Raw genomic sequence first — 25732 nt, 5'->3', positions numbered from 1 at the left:
TGTACACACAAGTCTGAAATAGCTGATTAACCAAGGTTTTACCCCACCCTAACCCTCCTCGATATATTGGGGAGGGAACTAGATTTCCGGCTTCTCCCCAATACATCGGGGGGATTGAGGGGGGTAATTTACAGCAAGTTTTTCCCCTCTGCCCCTCTGCTCCTCTGCTCCTCTGCACCTCTGCCTCTTGTGCCCAATGCCCAATGTCCCACCCCTTATACTTGTTTGCTCATTGCCGCTAAATTCACCACACATTCAGGAAATTGGCGTTTTAATGCTGGAAATACCGGACAAGGCGCTTGTTCTTGTAAATTGTCTGGTTTACTCCAAGTAAAGGGGGCTTTCTGCGCCGCAGACATCCACAACAGAAGCTTTGCTCGTGTCATGGCCACATAGAGTAAACGATACTCTTCAGATGTTTTCAAATTTTTTGCCACCTCCCATGCCTGACTAACATCCGGTATGACAGATTCTTCGTGGAGAGTAGCGCGAATTTGGGCGCGGGCTACTTCTGATAAGGTAAAATCGCCTAAAAATTGGCTTTGGGGAGGAACCCAAAATCTGCCAGGAATCAAGTTTTCGTGGAGAAAGGGAAGAAATACATAGTCCCAATCTAGCCCTTTAGCTTTGTGCATAGTGATAATCGTCAGTTGACCGCGACGGGTATAACGTTCTTCCGAATCCTCGGTTTCCACTGGTTCAAAACGTTCGGAACTAACGATTTCACTTAAAGCTGACAGCATTCCTCCCATCGAACTATTGCCAGCTATCTGCTGGTTTACCCGTTCTGCAAGTTTATCAGCAGTTGCTAATTCTGCCTGGTCATAATTTAAGGTCAAGGCGAGAAAGGAAATTAGCTGGTAAAGAGGCAATTCCAAACGAGCGCGAAGTAAATTGCGACACAAGCGGGCAGCTTTTTGTACTGTTTCTGGCTGGGGTGCTGCTAGGGGGCCAGGATACAAAAACTCTTCTGGAAGACTAGCAAGGGCGTTGAGGTCTTGGGTAGGAATTAATTGGCGCTGTACTAATGCTTCTAGGGCGGCTTTGAGGTAATCGGGGGAGTGGGGGCGATCGCAAAATTGCAATAATGCCAAAATTTCTTGAGGAACATGGGAACGGCGATCGCGTTCTCCCACATCATAAAGTGTAATTTTATGCTCTTTGCACAGAGGTGTCAGAGCTTCTGCTAACCAGCGTCCTTGGCGATTTTCTCGGACTAAAATCGCGGCACTATTTTTTGTTGGATCTTCACCAAATAACTCAATCACCCTTTGAGATAACAATTCAATGGTGTGATGAATATCGCGCGGTGTATAAAGTTCTAATCCTTGTCCTACGGGTGCGGGGTTGGCATTAGCTTGCGGATCGCCAATTTCCACAGGGCGAATTGTCTGCAAGCGAAACGGTACTTGTCGGTTGTCAAGAGTCTGTTGTTTGTTGTTGGTTTTGGTTGTTGCTAACCACTGATTATTGATCCATTTGAGGGCAAAGTTAGCAGCTTCAATGATAATTCTAGTACTACGACCAGCTCGATCCATCGTTGCCAATCGTTCGATGCGATCGCACTCTTCGCAAAATTGCCGGAAATAAATCGGATCGGCTGGAGTAAAGGTAGAGTTAATCGCCTGGTTGGGGTCGCCAACTCGGACTAAATTGAGTGCTGAGTGCTGAGTGCTGAGTGCTGAGTTAGGAGTTAGGAGTGCTGAGTTGGGAGTTGGGAGTGCTGAGTTGGGAGTTGGGAGTGGGGAGTTGGGAGTTAGGAGTGGGGAGTTGGGAGTTAGGAGTGAAGAATTCTCTCGCTGATATTCCCGATTACTTGCCAAAATTTCCAATAGCTGCGTCTGAAGAGGGCTAGAATCTTGGGCTTCGTCTTCAAAGACGGCGAATATTTGGTTTTGCTCGATGTGACGGGCACTGTCGTTTTCTAAAACGCGCAGTGCGGCTAAAATCATATCGTCGTAATCGATAAAATCACGCGATCGCATCAAATTTTGATATTGCTCGTACAATCCCGCCGCTACGCTCAAAATTGCATATTCGTCTGTGGTTTGTTTACTCCACTCCCGCAACAATTCTGGCGATATCCCAGAACTTTTTGCTTCATGAATTACTGTATTAGCCAATTCCGGTAATACTTCTGTTCGCAGCACCGATTGACGACGCAACCTTTCTGTCTCTTCTCCATCAAATTGATGACCTTCCAATAACCGCAAATATACATCTGGATTATTTGTAATCCATTGTTCTACAGCAGTTCTGATAAAGCGGTGACTTTGGGTTGGTGTAATTAATATGACATTTTCTAACTGCAAACCCGACAAATCAGAATGACGGTTGGCAATGTTCAACGCTAGACCATGTAGGGTATAGACAAAAAATCCTGTCTGAGGTAGAGATAAATCATCTCGTAAAAATTTACGAATCTTCGCTTTAATATTGGCAGCAGCGGAGCGAGTAAAAGTAACGACTACCAACTGACGGCGGTAAGATGAACGCTCATATTGACGAGCGATCGCGATCGCTGCTGCCGCTGCCATCCCAGTAGATTTGCCTGCACCAGGAACAGCTGAAATAGCCAAAGGCCCAGATTGCCAATCAGCCATTTGCTGCTGTCCAGGGCGGAGACTGTTGCGGATTGCGAGAATCTTCTCTTGCAAAGAAGGAATAGGCGATCGCTCAGACAATTCTGAATCAAGTAATTCTTGAACAACAGGAGCAGTAAATTTAGAGTCGGACATATTTATATATTTTAAATAGATATTGAATTTAATGCCCAAACCACAGATATGAATAATCTTCGGTGATTCTAATCCCAAATTATTAAATAAATTACTCCACTGTTTTTGCCCTAATTATTCTAGGACACGAGCTAAACCTCGTCTACCTTGAGAACCGTAGTTTTGTAGGTTGGGTGCAGCGATCGCGTAACCCAACATAAAATTTGGTGGTAATGTTGGGTTGCGTTTCACTCCACCCAACCTACATAAATATATCTTTTAAAAAACTCTAGGTTTCAACATATAGGATTACTATTTGATTTTTGAACAACACGTAGGGTGTGTTATGGCGAAGCGTAACGCACCATTTTCAAGGGTTTGGTGCGTTAGACTAAAGTCATAACGCACCCTACAAATACTTAATTTTTTTCAGAAATCAAACCGGATTCCTATAGATGAGGTTTATATCAGATAATATTATGTCAATCCCCTGACTAAACATATAACATTTGGTTAATTTGTTCAGTTAGGGGATTGTTAAGAAAGTTAGACTAGTTCTTTGATACTTTGTCGTTCATCCGCAGTTGATTCACTAAAGATGGCTGCGTACAACCATCCTGCTAAAATAGCCCCCAAGATCGGAGCTATCCAGAACAGCCAAACTTGTGAAAAGAGTTCTACACCTGCAAATAGGGCAACTCCAGTACTACGCGCAGGATTAACCGAGGTATTGGTTACAGGAATGCTAATTAGGTGAATCAAGGTCAGTCCAAAACCAATTGCCAGTGGTGCAAATCCTTTAGGAGCGCGGCTATCAGTCACACCCAGAATAATCAGCAGAAACATGAAAGTCATCACAACTTCACTAATCAAGCAAGCAAACAGTGTGTAACCACCTGGAGAATGAGTCCCGTAACCGTTGGTAGCCAGTGGGTTGGAGCCAGTTAGGGTAAATCCAGTTTTGCCGCTAGCAATCAGGTAGATAATGCCCGCACCAACAACTGCACCGATTACTTGAGAGGCGATATAAGGTAGTAAGTCAGATCCCGGAAAGCGCTTACCTGCCCACAGTCCAAAGGAAACAGCCGGATTGAAATGACCACCAGAAATATGACCAAAAGCATAAGCCCCTGTGAGGACAGTAAGCCCGAATGCCAAAGATACACCTACTAATCCAATCCCTAATGGAAAAGAAGTATTCTCGCTGATTTTTGCAGCATCTGCTGTGTAGGCTGCGGCTAGAACAGCACTACCACAGCCACCTAAAACAAGCCAAAATGTGCCGATAAATTCTGCCAAACAACGTTTTGTGAGAGACATTTTTGGAAAATTCCTTGTTCCGCTACAAATGAGCAATAGTTACGTTACACAATGTTTAAGTCATTGCTGTCAACAGAAAATCTATTGCCTTTATTTTGTGATGAAACTAAATTGAAAAAAATAGGAATTTTTTTCTCAATAGTTCATTGTGGTGATAAAATATGAAAATACAGTAAAATTCCAAATAACCGGAAAAATACTTAATTTTTTAATAATTTTGATCTCATAATATGGTTGCTGCAATACGGTTGGTCTTAGCTTCAAAAACCGTAAAATGCGTAGCTTGCTTATCTAGTAATGGTATCAAGACAAACCCAACAAATGACCAAAAAGGTTGGGTTTAACAACTAAACCCAACCTACAATATTCCTTAACTCAGCCGTGTTGATATAGGAATCCGATTTGATTCCTGAAAAAATCTAAGTATATGTAGTGCCGTGGCGAGCAAAAAAAATTGTGCATTAGACGTAGGTTGGGTGTAGCGGAGCGCAACCCAACATATATCAGGATGTTAGATTACGCAAAGCCTCCAACGCCACTTGCTACAACGCGGGGAAGCCGCAAGGGCGCTGTGGCTCCCCAACCTACAATTTTTTTTGCAACTCAACCGTGTTGATACTTTTGCTCCAGTTAGTTTAATCTCCAACACTCCCAAACCTTCTGGCGTGGGAGTGTTACGCAGTTAGCTCGTATAAAATCGAATTTATTCGTCAATCTGCCATGAATCCTTAGTTAATTCTTCATCCAGAATTTTCTTAGGACGCACAATGATAATAACTTGTCCTAATAGAGGAATTTCTGGCTCAGTTTCAAACCATTGAAAATCTAATTCACTACCATTTTCAACGACAAAATAGCTAGAGGCATCCCATTCTCGTTGGGCACGATCTATCACAACTACAACTGGCCCTGTTTGGCTTTGGGTTTGGATGGGGAAGCGATCGCTATTCGCCAAAATCACTACTGGATCTTCTGCTGCCAATAGCACTTGCCAACCTGGTAAAGGTATCCAAGCTTGTTCTCCAGAAAACTTGACCATCCGAAATGGTTCAATTTCTGTGACTACAGGCACAGCTTGCAAGTCTTGCCGTGATAATGGCAACTCTCCTACCACGGGCAAGATTCGGGGTAACTGTTCTTCAAATTCCAGGCGGTAAAACGGTAAAATTGGCGCTGGACGCTGGGGAACGGTAGTAAAATCAGTCAGTAGTTGTTCGATTTTTTGCCTTGCACCTGGCGTATGAGCAAAACGCAAACCTTTGGCGATTAGGCGCGATCGCTGTTGTAAATCTGCATTTTGGCGTGCCAGTTTCCAAACTTGGTGAGCAACAGCATCCCCAGGATGGGCAGAAAACCCTTCTGGTAAAGTGCGGTGATAAGAGAACTCTTTCAGGGCTTTGGCTATATCCCGTGCCTCATCAGCATCAACATTGTGGACAAAGATTAGTTCGGCGGCGGCGGCGCGTTCTTCTTGAGTAAGTAAACGTAGCTCGTATAAAACATCGCTGCCACGTGTAGTATAGTGCGATCGCGTTTCTGCCGATACTCCAAACTTTTCTAAAGAATTGTAAACTTGAGAACCAACAACCACCTGATTTTGTTGAATCGGCTCAAATCCAGTCGCCTCAAAAATTTCTTGGGGGTTGAAACCGGTTTTTAGCAACGAGGCGATCGCGGTTCCCCATTCCACCCAGTTGCCTTGTTTTTGCCTCAGTCTTCGCAGTAACTCTTGTGCTACATCGTTTGTAGGATTATCTTCGGGATTCTGAGTGTTGGGTGGTAAATCAGTCATAATCGGAGTGCAAGCTTCAACTTGAGAGGTTAATTAACACCTCATGAGCAAGTATTATTCTAATCTATACCCAGACCGACACCTCATCCACGATCAAAACTGCCATAGTTTTGCTGATTTAGTTAGTTTTTATAGCGCAACATTTTTTAATTCAGATATTTGGGCAGGCAAATTTCCTGTGTAGCGCTCACGATTAGCGTTCTCAAATATGCAAAATAACTCCGTATAAACCCTTGGCGCTCTTCGGCTATTCTCAACTAAACTTGGTATGGAATATAACAAGAGAGTGAATATTTAAAGGAAAATCTTATGGATAAACCCAATCTCGAAATTGATAAAGTCCAATCTCAAGTTATGACTCTCGAACGACCAAAAAAGCTGAAAATCTTAGTAGTTGACGATGAGCCAGATAATCTAGATTTACTTTATCGCACATTTCGACGTGACTTTAATGTTCTGAAAGCTGATAGTGGGGTGAACGCTCTACAAGTTTTGGCAACAGAAGGGGAGGTAGCGGTGATTATCTCCGATCAACGGATGCCTGAAATGAAAGGGACTGAGTTTCTCAGTAAGACTGTACCTCAGTTTCCCGATACAGTCAGAATAATTCTCACTGGATTTACTGATATAGAAGACTTGGTAGAAGCAATTAATGCTGGGCAAGTCTACAAATATATCACCAAGCCTTGGGACCCAGGGGAACTGAAGGCAGTGGTGCAAAGAGCAGCAGAAACCTACGACTTGCTCAAGCAACGTACAGAAGAATTACGCCGCGCTCATGCTCAAATGGCACTGTTGAGTGTTTTAGTACAGGTAACTCAAGCCGCTTCTAGCTTAGAAGAAACCCTCGCTCCCATTGCTAGGGCTGTGAGTGAAACTTTTGGGGCAGACGGCTGTATTTTACAACTTACAGATGGAAATACTCTAGTTGCAACTCAAGGAACTTACAGCGATACAGGTACAATAGAAAATTGGCTATCTCAAGACCCACTAACCAGGGAAGCGATCGCTACGGGAAAAATGCAACTTTCCTTAAATGTACTTAAAGACACTAAATTAGTTGATGCGATTCACTACCAAAATACGGGTGTGCAAGCACATTTAGTCATCCCAATTAGCTACCGCAATCAACTTTTGGGTGTATTGTCGCTCCAGTGGAAACAACCTTGCACCTTGCGAGAAGATGAATTGGTGCTAATTAATTTATCAGCGCAACTGGTAGCGATCGCTCTGACTAGTAGTCACTCTCATTAAGGTATTGTGTAGTTGTCATTAGTCATTTGTCCTTTATCCTTGGCAAATGACAAATGACTAATGACCAATGACTTATTGACCAATGACTAACGAAATTCAGTCCATTTTTAACCGTATTGCTCCAGTTTATGACCAATTAAACGATTGGTTGAGTCTGGGACAGCATCGAATCTGGAAAGAAATGGCAGTAAAATGGAGTGCAGCTAAACCAGGAGATACTGCATTAGATTTATGTTGCGGTAGTGGTGATTTAGCTTTACGTTTGGCACGGCGTATCGGAGCAACAGGACAGGTGTATGGAGTGGATTTTTCCCAAAACCTGCTAGAAAAAGCTAAAGAACGCTCACATTGGCAGTACCCCCAACCTGCTATTAGCTGGGTTGAAGCTGATGTCCTCAATTTACCCTTTGAAGATAACCAATTTGATGCCGCAACAATGGGCTATGGTTTAAGAAATGTTAAAGATATTCCCCGCAGTCTCCAAGAGCTATACCGGGTTTTGAAGCCGGGAGCTAAAGCCGCAATTTTAGACTTTCATCGACCGAGTAATCCTCAGCTACGCGCCTTTCAGCAGTTGTATCTGGACAGTTTTGTAGTGCCAGTTGCCAGTTATTTAGGCTTAAAAGAAGAATATGCTTACATCAGTCCCAGCTTAGATCGCTTTCCCATTGGCAAAGAGCAAATAGAGTTAGCTCATCAAGTAGGTTTTGCAGTTGCCACACACTACCCCATTGCGAACGGTATGATGGGAGTGCTAGTGCTTAGTAAGTTAGGAGTTATTAGTTAAAAATTATGGATTATGAGTAGTGATAAATTCTCATTTAAAATTTATCATTCCTAACTCCTAACTCCTAACTCCTAACTTCTAACTCTAAGCTCTAACCCCCTAACTTTTTAAATTCTTCCCTTGGACTGGTCTCATCTTTGGCTTTATGTGTCTCCCCCGGTACTGGGTGGAATTATTGGCTATTTCACAAATGATATAGCCATCAAAATGTTGTTCCGTCCTTACCGAGCAATTTATATCGCTGGACGAAAAGTACCCTTCACCCCTGGATTGATCCCCCGCAATCAGGAACGTCTGGCTAAGAACATTTCTAATACAATCATGGGGTCGCTATTGACACCACAAGAATTGCAAAATCTGGCACGGCGTTTGTTGCAAACAGAACGCGTGCAATCAGCAATTCTCTGGTTGTTGCGGTTAGCAATTGAACAAATCAAAACAGATAAAAACGAGAAAAGTGCCAAAATTGTAGCGGGAATTTTGCGGGATTTACTAGGGGAATCTTTGCCACGATTGCTCAAGGTTTTAGCGCGGCGTGAAGATTTTTTGGAAGCCCAGATCAATCAAATTTTTGACCAGATATTGCTGGAATTTCAACTGAGTGAAGAACAAGCTACGCGGCTTGCTGATTGGTTGTTGCAAATAGTTTTACCGCCGGATCTGCTCCGCCAAACGATAGTTGATTTTTTGACCGATCGCACTATTCAAATTATCGATGAAGGCTTCCGCGAAAAAACCAGTGGGACTTATTGGGTAGTAGCAAATTTGTTTGGCTTACGTAATACTCTTACACGCCTACGAACTTTTTGTTTGGATGAAAAAGAGGCTGCTAATAGTCGCTTGCAGGAATTGACTCAAGATTTGCAGATCCGCGATCGCATTCGGAAATTGCTGCAAAATTTATCATTACAAAACTTGCCAATGGGGACGGTTCGTCAACTCCGAAAAACCACCCGCGAAAGTGTCCGTCATTACCTACAAAATAGTGGCAGCGATTTTTTACAAGGATTAACTGATTCTGTTGATTGGGAAAATATTGCTGTCGTGCTGCTGAATCGTGTTAGTGCTTCACCAGTTGTCAGTACTTCTTTAGAAGTAATGAGTCAAGAGTTGGCTCTAATTTTAGAGAAATATTTGGAAAAAGATTTAGAAGCAATTGTGGCACAGGCGATTCCAATTTTATCGATAGATGAAGTGATCGTTGACCGTGTAAAATCAACTTCACCGGCTGATTTAGAAGCTGCCATTGAAGGAATTGTGAAAAATGAATTGCAAGCAATTGTGACTTTAGGTGGTGTTTTAGGTTTTGTTATCGGGTTATTGCAGACGGTATTTTTAATATTAAGTCAATATTAATTGTTTCTTTGTAACTGTAAATTTTTGTCAAATTATAGTTGCAATTTCGTCAAATTATGAAGTGAGGGGAATTGAGCGATCGCTTAACTCAAAATCTGTGCTAAATTCAGCACAAATCCTGGTAATACATCTTCTCCTGATAAGCTAGTAGGCGATTGCAGAATCTCAACATCCTGTCCTGGGCGATAAATTTCCACCTGTTGGTTTTGCGGATCAATCAACCATCCTAAACGCACACCGTTATCAATGTACTCCTGCATTTTTTGTTGCACAGTCTTTAAGCTGTCTGAAGCAGAGCGTAATTCTACCGCAAAATCGGGAGCAAGCGGTAGGAATTTAGCAGGGTCTGGATTAAGGGCTTCTAATCGCTCCCGGCTGACCCAGGATGCATCTGGAGAGCGATTTGCACCATTGGGGAGTTTAAAACCCGTTGAAGAGTCAAAAGCCAAACCTGTGCTATCAGCGTCAGCCCAATTACCTAAACGCTGTGTAAGTCTACTATTTCGATTTCCGCTTTCCCATCCAGTTGGTGGCATAATAATTAATTCTCCCTCTGCCGTGCGCTCAAGTCGCAAATCTCGATTATTCTGACACAGTTGGAAGAACTGCTCATCTGTTAATTCAATGGTAGGGCTGAGGTTCAGAATCAGGGCAGTCATAATTGCCTCTTAAGCTTTCTAACTGTAGCGTAGCATTGGGTTAACCTAATATGTTAACCATATAACAATTACCATGCTTACTAGAAAGCTATTTCTAATCATGTAAAAATTTGTTTCACCGTTATCCGTCTGATAAGAGCAGATGAGAGTTGATGTTTTTTCTCTCACCTTCTACTCACAATTTGCCAAAAGCCTGAAAAGTGGCAGTCTGATTTTCTAAATACCTATGACTTCATGCTAGATGCGGAAAATCGGTTTGTTTCATCAAAGATTTTATGTTTGACTCTTCAAGGGATGCTTTATCATCAAAGGCTCAATATATGCTTGTAGAGTATCTTTAACTTTAGAAGGTTGACGAACTGGAGCGATCGCAGAATAATCCGGTTTTACTGTCCAGTCGTAATGGCGAAGCAGTGTGGAAAGCACGATTTTCATTTCCATCTGGGCAAATTCCATACCTAAACAACTGTGCGAACCATAACCAAAACCCATTAGTGCCAAAGGATGCTTCTTATCTTCTTCACGAGGTGGTGCAAAGCGATCGGGGTCGAAGCGATCGGGATCGGTGTACAGTTCTGGTAAACGGTGAGTCAGCATTGGCGAAATAGTCACAAACCAACCAGCAGGGATGCGATAGCCTCCATACTCAATATCCTTGAGAACTCCACGGTTATAGGCATACACTGGCGGATAGAGCCGTTCTACTTCTTTTAGTACGTTGGTTAACTGCGGAAGTTGTTTGAGATGGGACAAGCTAAGAGAATTATCTCCCACAACTGCTAATTGTTCTTGGCGCAGTCGTTCTCGCCATTCTGGGTGATTACCTAATTCAAATATTACCCAAGTCAGCAAGGAGGCTGTAGTTTCATGTCCAGCAAACAGCAGTAGTAATGCTTCGTTGATTACCTGTGCTTCGCTCAATTTATTACCGTCTTCATCAACAGCCGCTAAAAGTAATCCCAACACATCTTTTGATTCTTCTAAGTTACCTTGCTCCATACGTTGGGCGATTACTTCACGCAAGAAAGCCACTAATTTACCCCTAGCATTTTGACCGCGACCATATAAAGTGTAAGGGACATTCCATTTCAATATCGCCATACTGCTATCTATCAGTTGTGTAAACCACTGACTGGTTTGCTCAACTTCGCTCTTGTTCTGACTTCCCAAAAACAGGCGAGTCGCAACTATCAGAGTAAGCTGGCGGAAACTAGAATTTAAGGGAATCGTTTCTCGCTCTCCCCAATCTTTGAGGAAGTCTTGCACAATATTTTGAATGGTGTCGAAGTATGTAGCGATCGCTTTTCCGTGAAATGCTGGATACATCAAGCGACGAGTTAGGCGATGTTCTTCCCCATCTTGTAATAAAATATTGTTGCCAAATGTTGATTCTAAGAAATACCACCCGATCCGCGACGACATATTTTCAGCTTGTTCTACCAGCACCAGCCGATTAGCATCAGGGCCAATTAGATAAGCACGTTTGTATCCCATGACACTCGTCTTAAAAACTGAACCATGCTGCTGGAATCGTCGCCATAGATACAGTTCTAAATCCCGAAATATTTCTAAAGTCTCCCCCAAGATGGGCAAGCCATAACTACCAGGCATTTCCTCGGCTGATTTTAGCTGCCGCATATTTGAGTACCTCCAGCAGGAATTAGCTACAGTTTAATTGTAAAGGGCAGTTAGGCTTTGCAAATCAAAATTACCAATTGTGGTAGAGTTTTTCTGCGTAGAACATAATCTCTTCATTTGGCAATCTAATTTTTGGTTTTTGTCGAGGATATAAACTTTCGACAGCACCTGTATCCTGTTCAATGACTGTGGCTGCTGCTTGTAAAACTGAGTTTTTAAACAGAAATTTCATCAAAGGATTGACGACTTTGGCATACATCAAAATAAAAGTTTTGGTGATTTTGTCTGTTTCAGGGTAGAGAATATGAATTTGAGTAATATCACCAATCGGCGTTTTAGCAAAAAAAGCTGTAGTTGAAGGAAATGCGTATTCTAGTGTGTTAGAAAGTGTTTTAGGAAAGATTCCCAAAACAGGATTTTTGATAATTTCTCCTAGAGTGTTGTTGGCTCTGATCAGTTCTTGTTTAACTGTGGCATAATATCCTTTTTCTTCAAAAGCACTGACATTACAAGTTTTAATTTTAAATAGTTCTTTATGAGTACCATTTTGGTGATTATAGTCATAGTTAACCATCAGGTTAGTCAAAAACTCACCTTGAATACTTTTAACCCCAGTTACTCCAATGAACTCGTATTCATCAACAATTTTCTGATGCAAATCTGGGATGGGCAATCTTGGCTCAAATCCGGCATAAGTCCAGATGCAGTCATTGCTAATAATTAACTCTAATGGTTTGGTAATTGGCTGAGTGTCTTTTTTATCTCCTTGCTGTAATCTGCCTTGCCCATCAAATTCTAGTGCATGAAAGGGGCAAGTAATAGTATCTCTTTCCTGACAAACCCAGCCGTCTGATAAGGGTGCTTGCATATGCGGACAGATGTTATCAAGGGCAAACACTTCGCCTTTTTGGTTTTGCCAAATAACATAATCCTGTCCATTTAATGTGATTTTATTTGGTTTATTCACTCCCAATATAAATTTGTGCGCGATTAACCAAGGCGCACCAGGTAAAATTGGTTCCATTTTTCCTCCAAAATCTTGATAATTTTTTGAAAAGTTGCTAGATGCGTTAGCAAAAGGTAACGCAATCTTGAAACTTCAAAGTTGTAGACAAGCTGGTGTCGCCTGTTCTACATGACTCTTTTGAATGTAAATTGGGATAACTAAAGTCTTGTCTGCAATAGACGAACTAATTATACCGAGCATTTGCTTGGCTAACTTCGGCTACTGCATGGACAAGTTATATAGTTAACTAATTTTTTAGTTAGTTAATATTAACTTAATAAATTTCATCTTCTATGTCAACTACTAACCAAGTTTTTAGTTAATATATTTTCGTTATGATGATGGAGCAATGTGAGTCGTTCAACGCAGTCAAAATTCTCATCTAAAAAGCCGCGTCAGGTGCGCGATGCAGAAGCGACGAAAAAGCAGATTCTCGATGCGGCGGAAGCGGAGTTTGCCAGAAATGGACTTCAAGGGGCGCGGACAGGGGCGATCGCTAGAGGTGCTGGTGTCACCACAGCGATGATTTACTACTACTTCCAGAGCAAGGAAGGACTATATCAAGCGGTTCTGCAACGTCCGGCGGTGGAGATGCACGAAGGGTTTGAGCAGCTAAATTTGGATCGGTTCCCACCAGAGGAAGCTTTGAAACTGCTAGTCAAAGAAGCGATCGCTTATGAAGCTGCTCACCCGCACAGAGGAATGCTTTGGTTCCAAGAAGCAAACCAAAATCAGGGAAAGTATTTCAAAGAGGGGAATTGGCAAGAAAATTTTAGCTATCTCATCAAGATTTTAGAGCGGGGAATGGCGGAAGGTTGTTTCCGTCAACTCGATCCATTTTTCACCACCCTGCATATTATTGGGGTTTGTAATTTATACTTCAACGCTTATGAAAACATTAAGCATACTAGACCAGATTTGCAACTGCTAAGTCCAGAAATGATTGAGCAGCATACTCAAGCAGCAGTTAATTTTATCTTGGCTGGTGTGCGATGTAGTGAGAATTAGGGATTGAATATTGGGAAAACTGCGATCTATTAATAAACCCAAGCGCTTAGGTTATATTTGATAAAATTAAGATATTAAATGCCAACAATCTTAAGAAAAGGCGGCTTTAAGGTTCGTATCTACCTTAACGATCATATTCCTGCTCATGTCCATGTTTTTAAAGGGGGCGGAGAGGCAAAAATCAACATAGGAGATGAAAACCTAGCTCCAGAGTGGGTTTAGGTATCCTCAGAAATGAGTGATAAAGATGCAGTGAAAGCTTTACAGTTAGTTGCTGATCACCAATTGGAACTACTAAAAAAGTGGCGAGAATATCATGGTTAAGAAGATTGCGGCTACAGAAGAATTAAAAGAAAAGCTAGCCAATGCCAGAGCAAACTCAGATGCGATCGCCACATCTGAACCACGAGCTACTCGTGCTTTTTATGACGCTTATTTAGGAATGATTATAGTCTTATTGTCTAACAAATGTATGTTTGGGTTCCCTTCAGAGGTAGGAGAAGGACTGGCGGGTGCTTCAATCAAGGACTTAGCAGAAGTAGAGGTAACACCTTCTGGTGAAGGATTACACTGGAAAACCCTAGATGTAGATTTGAGTATTCCTGCTTTGATGAACGGAATATTTGGAACTAAAAAATGGATGGCTGAACTTGCTAGAAAGGGTGGAAGCTCAACTTCTTCTGCAAAATCTGAAGCATCTCGACTGAATGGTACAGATCGCCTAGGACAATAAATTGTACTGGCTACTGATGAAGCTTGACCTATCAACTCACCATAAAGCGATCGCATCTAAAGCTGGGTGTGGAGTCAGCCACTATTAAAAAAGTCTTGAAATTATCGGAAAACCGAACCATTTAACAAGTAAAAAACAAAAATTAAGAAACACTTGCGGTATCAAAATAGTAAGTGAGTTACCACAAGCGTTTCTCTTTGATAATACTGTGTAACACTTTTACGCGACAATAGCTAGTGTTTGGCTATAGAAACAAAGTAAGCTAAAAGGAAAAAATCCTAACCTGTTTTTTGGTTGTCACTGATTAGGGCATATCCACTAGAAGAGAGAACTTAATCATTTTCCTCATCTCTAGAATTGCTCTTAGATAAAGCTACAGAATTGTAATAAAAACCAGTAACTGCTGTAGCTAATGGGCCTATTAACGAGTATAAAGTTTTGGCAGTATCATTGATTAAAGCTGATGATGTTTCAGATTTCTTTTGAACCTCCTCAATTGAAGAACTTGTTCCCCAGAGACTCTTCGATATGTAATTTATTGCCAAAGCATGCCAAAATATTACTCCTATCAAAGTAGCCCACAACATTAAAGCTAAAGTACCTGCTAGATAAGTATTGAAATTTTGACGTTTATCAGCAGGACTAATATTTGTTGTTGTTTCGCCAAACTGGGGAATGAGATTATTTAAAGAATCACTTGTTTTAGGAGTGTTGTCCATTAGCAATTACAAAATTACTAATGTTTGATCGCCACTTTTTTCATTTTTGAGTATGAGTGAATTTTCCTCATCTTCAGCATAAAGTGCAATCAGTTTTAACCCTTTTCGGATCACTTCAGACTCCGATGTGTTCATTTTTTGGGCAATTTCTTTCAGATACTCTGAATCTTTCTCACTCAAATTAACTCGAAATTTACGTGCTGACATCGTTACAATCTCCTTCTTACAAAGCCATGCAAGGATATAGGTAGACACACCATAACTGAGCAGTTGTTCACTGCCCATACATAGTTAAATTAACTCTCGTCATCTAAAGCGTGAGTGCCATAAGCAGTAAAAAGCTAAATTATGACTATGAGAGTGGAGAAGATATAAAAGTGTCACCCAGAAGTTGCACAGTAGTATATATACTTGGTACAATAGTGTACCTCTTTATTATCCCTATAATAACCCCTAAAGAGAATTCTTTCAATACATTAACAAAATGCTTATATTCTTTTTTATGAATCTTAACCAAATCTTTATATACTTAAGTCGCATTTTACACACTTGTTTGCTGGCATGATTTTATTTTTTTACAACAAATTGTAAACCCTGCTAGATAAGGTTTTTACTATCTAGAAGGAAAATATTTTTTACGTAGCCTTAAATAGAAAATCAATAAAAATTATACTAACTATCAGACATCAGGGATCGATGGCTATAAAAATCCAAGCTTTTTTTCTTCCGTCATAGTAAATAAAGAGGACTATCTTTAGAAATAATTTTTAATTAGCCGCCAAATATCTGTATAACTCGTTAGAATAACAATAGGACGTTTTTAGTCCCTTTTAAGGGTATCTCTATAGAACATAACAAGGGGGGTTATTATGACTATTAGTGTATTTTATAACACCAGTAATGAATCAAGTGACCCTCATGTGATGTTAGATGAAGAAACTTATAACCTAATTGAGTCTATTGGAAATAAATTGAATATTCCGACTGATCGAGTACTTGCACTAGCAATTGAACGTCTTCGAGTTGCACAGGCAACAACCGATCAATTGGAAAGACAGCTGATTGAAATATTGACTGGATAATATTTGGATAATTTGATAATCATAAAAATTTTCTTGATTTGATATTTTAAATAGTTTTTGTAGATTTAATTCAGGAGAATAGTGACAATTAAGTTTAATATTGTAGCAATAGTATTCAATACAATTTAAATTAATTATTATCTGTGCTTTTCAATTAAAAGTAGTTAAAAAACCCCTCTATATAGTTATAGAGGGACTTTTTAATGCGAGTGTTCGTATCCTTAGCGAAATTACGAATTCCGCCCAGTGCTACTAGCCTTCAACTTCGGATAAGCAATCCGTTTGTGATGAAATTGCTGCCAAACATCCACAAATATCTGGGCAATTTGTGACATCTCTTCCCGTTTTAGTCCTGAATCAACGAGTTGATTGTCTTGCCATTTGGCACGTAGAATATTATTCAGCATTGCTAAAGCTTGTTCAGTGGAGACATCTTTAACCGATCGCTTCTCTCCCACAGATTTAGCCGATGCTTGCAGCGATCGCAGCGCTGCTTCGCAAGAATCTGCTAACATGACAATTCCGGTTTCCCGTGATTGGGGAATTGGGCCATCGTAGCGAAAGTCTGCATCATCTACAGTTAAACTTGAATCTGACTGAGCCATTTGCTGGGCTTGGTGATGGAAATAGGCAATCAGCATCGTTCCCTGATGCTCTGGAATAAAAGCTTGAATCGCCGTCGGTAAAAGGTGTTTACGTGCCATCACCAACCCTTCACTTACGTGCTTTTTAATAATTTCTGCACTCTTCCAAGGATCTTTAATCTCTGTATCATGTTTATTCGGCCCCCCCATTTGATTTTCAATAAAGCCAAGAGGGTCGTGCATTTTGCCAATATCGTGATATAATGTTCCAGCCCTGACTAGTTCAACATTGCATCCTAATTCTTTGGCAGCAGCTTCAGCAAGGGTAGCCACAAGCAACGTATGTTGAAAAGTTCCTGGAGTTTCAGTAGCAAGTCGTTTTAATAAGGGGCGGTTAGGGTTCGCCAGTTCTGCTAAACGGATTGGAGTAACTAAGTCAAAAACTTTTTCTAGATAAGGACTCAAACCCAAGGCGACAACACTCCACCCTAAGCCGGATAAAGCAAATAATCCCGCTTCTTGGAAAACAATATACCAAGTTGAACCAAATACTTGACCAATTAAGATTTTAACAAGCAGGTAAATGCCACCCTGAGTTAAGGCGATCGCAACGCCTAATAATGCCAATTCTTCACGCGATCGCAATCGTTGGGCAATGTAACTACCTAATATTCCTCCCCCAACACCAGCTAAAAGCGCAGCCTTGCTCATATCCAAGCTAATGCCTAATATTGGCCACAGCAGGCTGACAACTGTCAACCCCAAAGTCGGGCCGTAAAAGCTTCCCAACAATAAACCAAGGGCGCTCCAAGTGGTATAGGGCAATCCGATGATGATTACTCCTGGCACACTCAGAGTTAGCAATAACACCAACAGGCGATCGCGTTGTCGCAATTCGTAATCAATATGGCGTTCTACCCAGACAAAAATGCCAATAGCGATCGCAATCACGCCTGCTAACTTCACCAACTCCTGCCACTTTACCTCCCGGCGAATCAGGCGATAATGCTCCAGCACCTCAAAGTTCCATGCAGTAATCTGCGCTCCTTTTTTGACAATTACCTCACCATGCCGTATCTTCACCATCACGGGTGGCACGCCAGCCGCCGCCTTTTGAGCATTTTGTCTGGTTTGTTCTTCATCTTTTTGCAGATTCGGCTTGAGTACAGCTAATAACAGATTTTTTGCCAAAGTTTCAGCGGATTCTGGTACAAAAGTCTGTAATTGTAAACTCACCGCATCTTGCAAGATATTTTTTGGCAGTCCTTGTGGGATGCCTTGGGTGAGAATCCGCTCTATGCTTTGATGGATTCCCATTTGGGTTTTTTCCCATTCCACATCTGATAAATCCAAAAGTAGAGATTCTTCATATACTGCTTGGGGGCTAAGAGTCTCTAACTTTAAAAGTTTGGCAGTGGCTTGGATATATCTTTGACGTGTTTGGGAAATTTCGGCAATCACTAAAGACAAGCTTTTCTCAGAAGTTGTGAGGCGGTAAGATTCTAGTTCTGCTACAGCTTGAGTAAAATCAGTGTTTTGAGAAAAATCTACTGGCTCTGTCTTCTCTAGACTCTGGGAATTAGATTTGGATGTGATGCGCGGCTGGCGTTTCTGATTGGGTGCAGCTGGGGTAGTTTGTCCGATTCTCTTCTGCTGCTGATTTTTACTATTTTCTACAGCCGATAGCAATGCTTGCCATTCCGACTCAGAACAAGAGCGGAGATAACGTTGGGTAGAGATAGATAAAACTACAGGATCAAAAAAAGGAAAAGCTCCAGCAACAGCGCGAATTTCGTTGCCATCATCTAGAAGTTGTTGTAAATTTTCGTTGATTTTTTCGTTGATTCGCGCATCAAGCATCAACACCTGTAAGGAGCTTGTGCTGACGGCTTTGCGCTCGGCTTCGGTTTTTTTCTGATCTTCGATGCTAGCTGTGTAAGGTGCTGTAATCGTTTGGGGTGCGGGATGTCCTATTTGGATTTGAGTCTGATTGTATAATTTATACCCAATAATACCTGTGAGGGACACTACAGCGATCGCTAAAATCACCGAGTAACGCTGTTTATATGCCCAATCTAAACCAACTGCACAAATACTACTCTTAGTTTTAACCGATTTTTCCTTTGCCCTTAGCGCTCTTTCTTGTTTTCGACGTTTGCTTTTCTCATTGGTTTTTGATAAAAACAGGAATACATTCTTGAGCATAGTCCTTAGAAGTTCCCTTCTATGGGTTTTACCTTTGGGACTTCTCACTAACTTTCCCTTACGGCGTAGTGTTTTGTACTGTCGCCGCCAGTGAATCAATTGCTGGTTCAAGAACTGCAAAAATTGATGCATTTTCATTATCTATACCTGCAATTGCCGACTTTGATAGCTCAAAAAAAGACAATTATCAGGAAAGTTCGATCTGCGGCTGCTGCAACTTGGTAGCGGGGGCTTTTTTATTACTGATTTGCCACAATAGCTAGCTACAGAATCAGTCCGAGGGTTTACTGAAAAATTCTAGTATATGAGACTAATACACAGTGGCGGAAGTTTGCCTACTTTTAACCCCTTATCTGGTTAATTAAGATTAACGCGATCGAATAACGCGAGGAGCTGCGTAAACTGAAAGCGGAGCTACTTCACATCCGTCCTCTGTTAACTCCCTTGGGTTTAAAGTAAGATTATACACTCCTGACCACACCGCCACAAATGCATCGGTCAATTCTAACATTTGGGAAAAGCTAGTTAGTCCCCATACTGGAGAATTCCTCTGCAAGAGCAAGACTTGCCAATTTACGGGAATCCCGCCTGTACCGTTATATGCTCCCGATAAAGCACCAGTAATTGCACCTGTAGCTTGTGAATTTAGAAGCGTAGCATCTTGCACTTGAGAATTGTCATTATGAGTAGCCTGCAAAACTGTCAGCCGAAAGTCTTCTAAGGTACTCAAAAAGCAGTAAAATGCCATAGCAATAGTGTTGCTAAGTTTTTCTTCCTTAGCAAACTCAGCTTGCACCGTTGATAATCCAGCCCCTTGCTCTAATAAATTCTGGACTCTTAATAATTTTTTTGGTATTGATGTCGGTGTTTCTCCGATAAAAGAAATTGTTTGTGGGATAAGAGTTATAGGGTCGAGTTTTTCAGTTAGGGCAAGAGCGATCGCATATCCTACTGCTAGTGTTCCATCCCTGACTACTGGATCGTTCTCCCAGATTTTCAGCACACGCAGCAAGTTTTGTCGGAGCTTAATTGGATTTTCGTGAAAAAAGAGTGCTACTGGTAATGTGGCAATAATTATTTTTATGGAGATGTCATCAGTTGGTGCTGAATGAAGAGATTCTTCTTGCTGACGCTCTATCCAATCATCTAAATCTAATCTACCTAACGCAATCAAACTTTGGATACCCAGAACCGCCATTCTGCCTAAATCTGGGCAACTCTCAAACTGTACTTTACCACCAGCACCTAAACTTCCCCCCAGTAATGCTCCGAGTAAAGTTCCTTTAAACCGACTTATAGGAGAGTAACGCATAAATTATGTAGTTAAAAGTGAGGATTTAATGAAATATTACTAATTCCTAACTTTACTACCAATTCCTAACTCCTAACTCCTAACTCCTAACTCTTAAATGATCTATCAAAGCTTGTAAGCCCAATAAGTAACTTTGAACGCCAAAACCACTTATTTGCCCGATCGCAACTGGGGCGATGTACGAATGATGGCGAAAATCTTCCCGGCGATAAATGTTACTTAGATGTACTTCCACGGTGGGCAAATTAACAGCAGCGATCGCATCTCGCAATGCCACACTTGTGTGGGTATACGCTCCTGCATTAATCAGAATTCCCTGATGTTGCCCTAACGCGCCATGAATAGTATCTACCAAAATTCCTTCATGATTTGACTGCAAAGGAAAAACTTTCGCCTGTAATTTGAATGCTTCTTCTTCTAACAGGCGGTTAATTTCAGCTAGGGTCAACGAACCATAAATTCCTGGTTCTCGCTGTCCTAGCAAATTTAAGTTTGGCCCATGCAGTGCCAGAATACTTAAGGGTTGCAACGTCGAGTTTACCACTGTGGGGTTAGTGGCGACGGCGCGAGCGATCGTTCACAGGAATCGGAATCAGTTCCGGTTCCGGTTCAGCCTCTGGCCCTAATAGGCTTTCAATTAGCCTACGAGCTAATTCCTTAAGCTTTTCCAGCACCTTTTCTATATAGTCCATGAACTGACCGCTCCTGAGATACTACCTCAATTTTTGATTAACAGGTACGCAGAAAATGACATACTTTCGCACCTCTGGCTTCCAACCGGGCTAATACACAATCCCGTATTTGGGATATAAGCCACTTCTAAAATTTAGCGTTGTGTTTTCCCTTACTTTTTAGAGTATCACACTTGAACCTAATGAACTGTATCCTATCAAGGATGGATATTAAGGGTCAAGGGTTAAAAATTGGACTTTAGATAGACTATTGAGTAGGAATTTTAGATTTTAGATTTTGGATTAAGAGAATTTTGAGATTCATGCCTCGCCCGTTATGGGCGAAATAAATCCAAAAGACGCTCCTTCTCTGCGAGACGCTGCGCGAACGTCGCTAAAGCTAGCGTAAATCTAAAATCCAAAATTGTTTGACTTGTCACTAGCCTTCTGTACCCTTTTTCTTTGCAGCGGTCGTTGAGGATTTAGCTGTTGACTTAGATTTGGAAGTCGTTGATTTACTCGTTTTGCGAGTCGATTTTCCGGTGGATGTCTTAGCTGCCAACAAACTCAGCGCCGCCGCCAGGGTTACATCTTCTACCGTTTGACCTTCTGGGATACTGACATTAGTTTTGCCATGCTTGATGTAAGGGCCATAGGGGCCATCGTAGATATTAATTGTTTCCCCGTCCTCTGGATGCGTACCCAATTCGCGTAAGGCTGCCTTGGACTTGCTGTTGGTGGAACTGCGCCCCTTTTTGGGTTCGGATAACAATTCCAATGCACGTTCTAGGCTAATTGCCAATACATTATCAGCAGCTTTCAGGGAGCGGTAATCTTTTCCTTCCTTACCCTGGTCGTGAACCACATAAGGGCCAAAGCGTCCCAAACTTGCTTGGATTTTGCCGCCAGTAACTGGATGAACCCCTAATGTCCGGGGTAGCGCCAACAGACCAACAGCCATTTCCAAGGTAACGGTTTCTGGGGTGACACCTTTGAGTAGGGAGGCTTGTTTCGGTTTGGGGTTTTCGTCGGTTTTGTCACCTAATTGGACATAAGGCCCGTAAGCACCAATTTTTACATAAATTGGTTCGCCAGTTTCGGGATGGCGGCCTACCTGGTCAGGGCCTGTAATTTTTTGCCGCAGCAATACTTCTACCTGTTTGGGGTCGAGGTCAGCTGGCGTTAGGTCTTTGGGAATTGAAGCGGTGATCACTCCTTCACCATTTTCGACTTCAATATAAGGGCCATATTTACCAATGCGGACTTTGGCATCTAGATTCTCAAGTTCTACAGTCCTCGCTTTGGTGGCATCAATCTGACTTTCCCGTTCTTTTACCAAGGTTTCTAACCCTTTTTCTCCCAGATAAAATTGCTGCAAGTAGGGCAGCCATTTCACTTCACCTGTGGCAATGTCATCAAGGGTTTGCTCCATCTTCGAGGTGAAACTGGGGTCAACAATGTCCGGGAAATGTTTTTCCAGCAAGTCGGTGACGGCGAAAGCGGTAAAGGTGGGAATGAGAGCGTTAGTCACCAAATGGGCATAACCCTTGTCGATGATTGTGCCAATGATGCTGGCGTAGGTACTGGGACGACCGATACCTTCGCTTTCTAAGGTTTTCACCAAAGAAGCTTCGGTGTATCTAGCTGGCGGTTGGGTTTCGTGCCCAACTGCTTCCAGTTCTGTACAATTTGGATTATCGCCCACTTTCAGATTCGGCAAAATTACTTCCTGGTCTTCTAGTGCTGCTTCCGGGTCGTCTGAACCTTCGACGTAGGCACGTAAGTATCCGGGAAATTCAATCCGTTTGCCAGAAGAACGGAATCCAGCATCTTCAACTTGCAATTGCACGGTAATTTGAGTTTGGCGAGAATCAGCCATTTGACAAGCGACAGTCCGCTTCCAAATTAAATCGTAGATAGCAAGTTCTCGACCGCCCAAAGGAGTTTCTTGAGGGGTGCGGAAGGTGCTACCTGCTGGACGAATTGCTTCGTGCGCCTCTTGTGCGCCTTTGGATTTGGTGGTGTATTGCCGGGGTTGGGGACTGAGGTATTGTTGACCGTAGAGCTTTTCTACACTACTCCGAGCAGCTGCGATCGCTTGATCTGACAAATGCACCGAATCTGTCCGCATATAGGTAATATACCCTTGCTCGTACAAATTCTGGGCAACCCGCATTGTGTCACGGGCTGAAAGGCGCAGTTTCCGGTTAGATTCTTGCTGCAACGTCGAGGTGGTGAACGGTGGCGACGGTTTGCGCGTCACAGGGCGTTCTTCGATGTCGTTAACATTCCAGGTTTTCCCAGTTAGGCGTTCCTTGAGGGCTACCGCTTGTTCTTCGTTGAGCAACAAGACATTGCGACCTGCGGTAATTTCTCCGGTCGTGGCGTCAAAATCGCTGCCGTTAGCGATTTTGGTTCCTGCTAATGTTACCAGTTGGGCAGCAAAGGGGGTTTTTTCCTTTGACAAACTAGCTTTCAAATCCCAGTATGTACCCTCATGGAAAGCGCGACGTTGACGTTCCCTGGTGACTAAAAGCCGCACGGCTACAGATTGCACTCGCCCAGCAGATAATCCCCAGGCGATTTTTTTCCACAGCAATGGAGACAGGGTATAGCCCACCAGTCGATCTAAAATCCGCCGCGTTTCTTGGGCGCGAACCAACTGCTCATCAATATTGCGGCAGTTTTTCAGAGCTTTTTTGATCGCCTCTTGGGTAATTTCGTGAAACACCATCCGCTTAGTCGGAACTTTCGGCTTCAGCAATTGGTATAAATGCCAACTAATGCTTTCGCCTTCCCGGTCTTCGTCCGTTGCCAGAATCAGTTCATCTACATCTTTGAGGGCTTCTTTGAGCTGGGTGACAATTTTCTTTTTGTCTTTCGGGACAACATATACCGGTTCAAAGTCGGCGTCCACATTTACCCCTAGCTGCGCCCATGATTCCCCTTTGACGGCAGCAGGAATTTCACTAGCCGACTGGGGTAGGTCACGTACATGACCCATAGACGCCTCCACCCGATAGCCTGCTGGCAGGTAGTTGCGAATGGTACGAGCTTTGGTTGGAGATTCGACGATGACGAGAGTTGACATGGAAATTTCAATAAAAAGAAGAGCTAGTAAGCTAAACAGTCAAATTGAGGTAATTTTTGCAAATTGTCAAGATAAATGGTCACGCTTAGGGCAGTGATTTAATCCTCACATAAACTGCCTGCTTGGGAGAAAATCCGCTGAACTTAATGCCCAGTCTGTCCCAGAGGATAAATGAGGGTACGCTGGGTCTGAATTTCCAGCTATTTCAATCTTTAACTTATCTAACGCATAATTGGCGACTACAGTTTTAAAATTTGGGGATTGGGGAATGGGGACTGGGGAATGGGGAATGGGGACTAGGAGATAAGAAAGCAGGGAGAGCAAAAGAAGAAAAAGAAGAATAACTATAGATTTGACCAATGCCCAATTCCCAATTCCCAACTTTAATAGAGCTTGTGCCAAAATTAAATCAAACTTGAGAGCAAAAGCGAAGTGGGATTTGTACCCATGTCAGGAAAGCAAAAGCATGAAACCAATTCGTCAGGGTGATGTTATCTTACTACCTGTGCAGCAGGTTGAAGGACAAAAAATACCTCACTTAACTTTGGCAGAAGGCGAAGTTACGGGGCATAAGCATCGCATTACTGAGGGAAACGCCGAATTATACGAGAAAGATAGCACACTTTATTTACGTGTGTTTTCAGAGTCGGCATTGCTAGCTCATGAGGAGCATAAAGCTATTTCTATTCCTCAAGGTGAGTGGATGGTGAAAATTCAACGAGAATACGAGCCTGAAGGTTGGCGTTATGTCGCTGATTGAAAAGTTAACGCCTGAGCAAGAGGCTTTGATTCCAGTTTATCGGGAGAAGTGGAGAGCGATCGCGCTTTCAACTGAGCGAATTGATCGTGAAAAAGCGACGGAAGCGGTCAAATTAGTCTATGCAGCTATGAGCGAAGAAGATCCTGAAATTATTTTTGTAGATAGTCTTTATGGGGCAATGAAATATGTGAATCAATTAGATATACCGTCTGGCTATACACTAATCGACGAAATATGTGATTTGCGGCAAGACTTTGAGAATCAACATGATTTTTATACACAATTCAGCCGCGAACTGAGCAGCAAACTTGGAAGCGAATGGGATGAGTTTCAAAAAGAAACTTTCAGTCTTTACATGATCCCAGATTATATGGGCGGTGATCCTGATGAGTGGGACTCAGTGCCTGACTTCATTCAACCTATAGAATGGATTCGTTGCTTCTTTATTTGTTATGACTTTGATTTTTCCGTCCTCAGATTTTCTCACAATCAAGAAATATGGCAAGCACTTGAATCTTTATTCAAATATTGTGGTAGGTTTTTACCTTATAAAAATATTTGCATAGTATGCGATCGCCCCCTTCACCTGCGCTTCGACAATCAAAACCGCCTTCACGCTGAAGGTGAACCCGCAATAGAGTATGCTCATGGATTTAGCCTTTACTTCTATCACGATGTAACCTTACCTGAAAAATATGGTAAAACCCACCCCGAACAATGGCAAGCGGAATGGCTTTTATCAGAGAAAAATGCCGAACTACGGCGAGTACTAATTCAGGGTATTGGTTACGCTAGAATTTGCCAAGAACTACAAGCTATTGAATTAGATAATTGGCAAGAATATACATTATTAAAAATTGATAACAATGTGGATATTGAGCCGATTTATTTATTAAAAATGACTTGCCCCAGTACAGGGTTTATTCATGCCTTGCGAGTTCCACTAAATATGAACTCAGCGCGTGAAGCAATTAGCTGGGTAAATTGGGGCGTAGATCCAGAAGAATTTGGTGTGCAAACATAATTACTTAAAGGACT

The 25732-nt window shown here is 42.1% G+C and carries 22 protein-coding genes; 9 read left to right on the top strand and 13 right to left on the bottom strand.

Annotated elements, in window-relative coordinates:
• Positions 1–215: 215 nt before the first annotated feature.
• The 3 genes from V7K61_RS07410 to V7K61_RS07400 all read right to left on the bottom strand — a co-directional run bounded on the left by V7K61_RS07410 (position 216) and on the right by V7K61_RS07400 (position 5829).
• Positions 216–2738, bottom strand: coding sequence for an ATP-dependent helicase (locus tag V7K61_RS07410; RefSeq protein WP_335052315.1), 2523 nt, complete (start codon positions 2736–2738; stop codon positions 216–218).
• A 525-nt stretch (positions 2739–3263) separates the two neighbouring features.
• A complete protein-coding gene (aqpZ, locus tag V7K61_RS07405; protein WP_335052313.1) occupies positions 3264–4037 on the bottom strand; it encodes an aquaporin Z in 774 nt (257 codons plus the stop codon).
• A 703-nt stretch (positions 4038–4740) separates the two neighbouring features.
• Positions 4741–5829: a RuBisCO accumulation factor 1 gene (locus V7K61_RS07400; RefSeq protein WP_335052311.1), complete on the bottom strand. Its 1089-nt coding sequence runs from the start codon at positions 5827–5829 to the stop codon at positions 4741–4743.
• A gap of 309 nt (positions 5830–6138) precedes the next feature.
• On the opposite strand from V7K61_RS07400, the gene V7K61_RS07395 reads away from it, so the two are divergent.
• The 3 genes from V7K61_RS07395 (at position 6139) to V7K61_RS07385 (ending at position 9226) form a co-directional block, all read left to right on the top strand.
• Positions 6139–7083, top strand: a complete 945-nt coding sequence (locus tag V7K61_RS07395) for a response regulator (protein WP_335052309.1) — start codon at positions 6139–6141, stop codon at positions 7081–7083.
• 82 nt (positions 7084–7165) lie between these two features.
• Entirely contained in the window at positions 7166–7870 is a 705-nt protein-coding gene (gene ubiE / locus V7K61_RS07390) for a bifunctional demethylmenaquinone methyltransferase/2-methoxy-6-polyprenyl-1,4-benzoquinol methylase UbiE (protein WP_335052307.1), read from the top strand.
• Positions 7871–7990: 120 nt separating this feature from the next.
• Complete coding sequence (locus V7K61_RS07385) at positions 7991–9226, top strand: DUF445 domain-containing protein (protein WP_335052305.1); 1236 nt, start codon at positions 7991–7993, stop codon at positions 9224–9226.
• Between the two features lie 83 nt (positions 9227–9309).
• On the opposite strand, the gene V7K61_RS07380 is transcribed toward V7K61_RS07385, so the two are convergent.
• From V7K61_RS07380 to V7K61_RS07370, 3 genes are all read right to left on the bottom strand, one after another.
• Positions 9310–9885, bottom strand: a complete 576-nt coding sequence (locus tag V7K61_RS07380) for a Uma2 family endonuclease (RefSeq protein ID WP_335052303.1) — start codon at positions 9883–9885, stop codon at positions 9310–9312.
• 273 nt (positions 9886–10158) lie between these two features.
• Positions 10159–11523 carry a cytochrome P450 gene (locus tag V7K61_RS07375; protein ID WP_335052301.1) on the bottom strand — a complete coding sequence of 455 codons (1365 nt, stop codon included), beginning with the start codon at positions 11521–11523 and terminating at the stop codon, positions 10159–10161.
• Between the two features lie 70 nt (positions 11524–11593).
• The gene (locus V7K61_RS07370; RefSeq protein ID WP_335052299.1) at positions 11594–12547 is read right to left on the bottom strand and encodes a Rieske 2Fe-2S domain-containing protein; all 954 of its coding nucleotides are present in this window, start codon (positions 12545–12547) and stop codon (positions 11594–11596) included.
• Between the two features lie 333 nt (positions 12548–12880).
• Here V7K61_RS07370 and V7K61_RS07365 point away from each other — a divergent pair, with 333 nt between their 5' ends.
• From V7K61_RS07365 to V7K61_RS07355, 3 genes are all read left to right on the top strand, one after another.
• On the top strand, positions 12881–13537 hold the full coding sequence (locus tag V7K61_RS07365; protein ID WP_335052298.1) for a TetR/AcrR family transcriptional regulator: 657 nt from the start codon (positions 12881–12883) through the stop codon (positions 13535–13537).
• Between the two features lie 78 nt (positions 13538–13615).
• Positions 13616–13759: a DUF4160 domain-containing protein gene (locus tag V7K61_RS07360; RefSeq protein WP_335052296.1), complete on the top strand. Its 144-nt coding sequence runs from the start codon at positions 13616–13618 to the stop codon at positions 13757–13759.
• A 94-nt stretch (positions 13760–13853) separates the two neighbouring features.
• Positions 13854–14270, top strand: a complete 417-nt coding sequence (locus V7K61_RS07355) for a DUF2442 domain-containing protein (protein WP_335052294.1) — start codon at positions 13854–13856, stop codon at positions 14268–14270.
• A gap of 332 nt (positions 14271–14602) precedes the next feature.
• Here the strand turns inward: V7K61_RS07355 and V7K61_RS07350 are convergent, their stop codons facing one another.
• Together V7K61_RS07350 and V7K61_RS07345 are read right to left on the bottom strand one after the other, a co-directional pair.
• Positions 14603–14989, bottom strand: a complete 387-nt coding sequence (locus V7K61_RS07350) for a hypothetical protein (RefSeq protein ID WP_335052292.1) — start codon at positions 14987–14989, stop codon at positions 14603–14605.
• 6 nt (positions 14990–14995) lie between these two features.
• Positions 14996–15274 (bottom strand): hypothetical protein, encoded by a 279-nt coding sequence (locus V7K61_RS07345; protein WP_335052290.1) that lies wholly within the window; start codon positions 15272–15274, stop codon positions 14996–14998.
• 584 nt (positions 15275–15858) lie between these two features.
• Between V7K61_RS07345 and V7K61_RS07340 the strand changes: the two genes are divergently transcribed.
• The gene (locus V7K61_RS07340) at positions 15859–16071 is read left to right on the top strand and encodes a hypothetical protein (protein ID WP_335052288.1); all 213 of its coding nucleotides are present in this window, start codon (positions 15859–15861) and stop codon (positions 16069–16071) included.
• A 230-nt stretch (positions 16072–16301) separates the two neighbouring features.
• Here the strand turns inward: V7K61_RS07340 and V7K61_RS07335 are convergent, their stop codons facing one another.
• The 5 genes from V7K61_RS07335 to topA all read right to left on the bottom strand — a co-directional run bounded on the left by V7K61_RS07335 (position 16302) and on the right by topA (position 23934).
• Positions 16302–18998 carry an HD family phosphohydrolase gene (locus tag V7K61_RS07335; protein ID WP_335052286.1) on the bottom strand — a complete coding sequence of 899 codons (2697 nt, stop codon included), beginning with the start codon at positions 18996–18998 and terminating at the stop codon, positions 16302–16304.
• A 229-nt stretch (positions 18999–19227) separates the two neighbouring features.
• A complete protein-coding gene (locus V7K61_RS07330) occupies positions 19228–20172 on the bottom strand; it encodes an ADP-ribosylglycohydrolase family protein (RefSeq protein WP_335052284.1) in 945 nt (314 codons plus the stop codon).
• A 79-nt stretch (positions 20173–20251) separates the two neighbouring features.
• On the bottom strand, positions 20252–20701 hold the full coding sequence (gene aroQ / locus V7K61_RS07325; protein ID WP_094350304.1) for a type II 3-dehydroquinate dehydratase: 450 nt from the start codon (positions 20699–20701) through the stop codon (positions 20252–20254).
• Positions 20702–20723: 22 nt separating this feature from the next.
• Entirely contained in the window at positions 20724–20864 is a 141-nt protein-coding gene (locus tag V7K61_RS07320; protein ID WP_012410890.1) for a hypothetical protein, read from the bottom strand.
• A gap of 418 nt (positions 20865–21282) precedes the next feature.
• Complete coding sequence (topA, locus tag V7K61_RS07315; RefSeq protein ID WP_335052282.1) at positions 21283–23934, bottom strand: type I DNA topoisomerase; 2652 nt, start codon at positions 23932–23934, stop codon at positions 21283–21285.
• Between the two features lie 466 nt (positions 23935–24400).
• Between topA and V7K61_RS07310 the strand changes: the two genes are divergently transcribed.
• Positions 24401–24694: a hypothetical protein gene (locus V7K61_RS07310; protein WP_335052280.1), complete on the top strand. Its 294-nt coding sequence runs from the start codon at positions 24401–24403 to the stop codon at positions 24692–24694.
• A complete protein-coding gene (locus V7K61_RS07305; protein ID WP_335052278.1) occupies positions 24681–25718 on the top strand; it encodes a DUF6745 domain-containing protein in 1038 nt (345 codons plus the stop codon). Before V7K61_RS07310 ends, V7K61_RS07305 begins: the two co-directional genes overlap by 14 nt.
• Positions 25719–25732 lie beyond the last annotated feature (14 nt).

Origin of the sequence: Nostoc sp. (genome assembly GCF_036918015.1) — a bacterium.
Taxonomy (GTDB): Bacteria; Cyanobacteriota; Cyanobacteriia; order Cyanobacteriales; family Nostocaceae; genus Nostoc.
Note: the sequence above shows the minus strand (reverse complement) of the source record. Positions and strands in the feature narration are given on the sequence as shown.